This window comes from Streptomyces durbertensis (assembly GCF_014156695.1).
Taxonomy (GTDB): Bacteria; Actinomycetota; Actinomycetes; order Streptomycetales; family Streptomycetaceae; genus Streptomyces; species Streptomyces durbertensis.
Window position 1 is genome coordinate 1 of sequence record NZ_WMLF01000756.1, and the last position, 1379, is coordinate 1379.

2 protein-coding genes are annotated in these 1379 nt (G+C 68.5%); both read right to left on the minus strand.

All coding sequences use genetic code 11. The annotated features are described in order from the left end of the window. A partial coding sequence (locus GL263_RS26560; RefSeq protein WP_182858282.1) for a DUF2637 domain-containing protein occupies positions 1 to 721 on the minus strand: 721 nt, incomplete at its 3' end. A gap of 180 nt (positions 722 to 901) precedes the next feature. After that, on the minus strand, positions 902 to 1379 hold a 478-nt coding region (locus tag GL263_RS26565), incomplete at its 5' end, for a hypothetical protein (protein WP_182858283.1).

A 1379-nucleotide genomic window follows, 5' to 3' on the forward strand; every position in this document is an offset into this window, starting at 1 on the left:
CCCCGGGGGAGGTGGGGGTGGTCCCCTCGATGGTCCCCGTGAGTTCCAGGGCGAGGTCCAGCATGCCGCCGCGCAGGGGCCACTTCTTTTCTGCGGGGGCCTTCCACCGCCACAGCAGTCCGTAGCGGGACTTGAGGGCCCCGGCGCGTTCACGGCGGTGCTTTTCGAGGACCAGTCCGGTGCGGTAGGAGCGGACCTCCCACAGGACCATTCGGCGCCAGATGCCGAAGGTGCCGGCCGGGTCGAGGAACCAGCGGCTGAGGCGGATGCCGTCCATGCGGCGCTGGCTAGTCATGCCGGTGCGGCGCCGGATGGCGTGGCGGACGCCTTCCATGAAGGCGATGAACAGCAGCGGCATCGCGGCGTGCATGCCCTGTCCGGTGATGCGATCCGGCCAGGACAAACCGGCCTCAACTGCCGACATGTTGAACCAGATAGTTGCGGCCGTGAACGCCCAGGCGAGCCATCGCAAAGGCGGGAGGGGCATGTCGAGCTGCTCCAGGACCAAATCGACGGTGAGTAGGGCGAGAATGCCCAGGTCAACGCCGATGGGGACGATCCAAGCGTGGTCTCCGAAGCCGTGCTCGCGGGCGACGGCTTCGACGGCGGCGAAGGAGCCGTATCCGCCGAGGCCGGCGAGGCCGGCGAAGAAGACTCCGGCGATGCCGATGACCCACTTCTGGGCTTTCGTGAAGGGCGGCGCCTTGGGGCGGTCTGCCATATCGGTTACCTTCCGTAAGGTGCGCGTGGGTGCGGTGCGCACCGTGCGCGCTGGACAAATGGGTGCGCATCGGACGGTGCGCGGCGAGGGTGCGGCGTCTCTACCTGGGGCGGGGACGGGTGCGCACGGTGCGCGGGGCCGCGCACCGTGCGGGCCTTCCGTTGATCACTCTCCGTTGTTTCAGGAGAGGGGCGAGCGGAGGATGTCGTACTTGCCAAAGCCCTCGTCCGACTCGTCCTCCGAGATCACTCCGGCCTCGATGAGGGCGTCGCGCTGGCGGTAGAACCAGCGCTTGGTGTCGGCGAGGTTGACCCTGATGACGATGTCGGTGACCTCGCGGGGAGCGAAGGAGTTTTTGCCCTCGCGAACCCACTGGTCGAGCCGCTCGTGCAGGGCCTGGCGGCCCTGGTCGCTGGTCAGCTTGTTGCTGTCGTCGCCGCCCAGCTCGAAGACCGGTGCGTCGTCGGCCGGGGCCTCGATGTCGTCCTCGATGCGCAGGTGGCCGTACTCGCCGGGCTCGGGGTCCTCGTCCAGCACGTTCTGCAGCATCTCGTTGAGCTCCTCGACTTCGCGCGCCATGGTCTCCTCGTCCACGTCGTCCATCTCCTCGTCCGGCGGTCCGGAGTAGGCCGGTGCCGTCTCGACAGCCGGGGAGGCC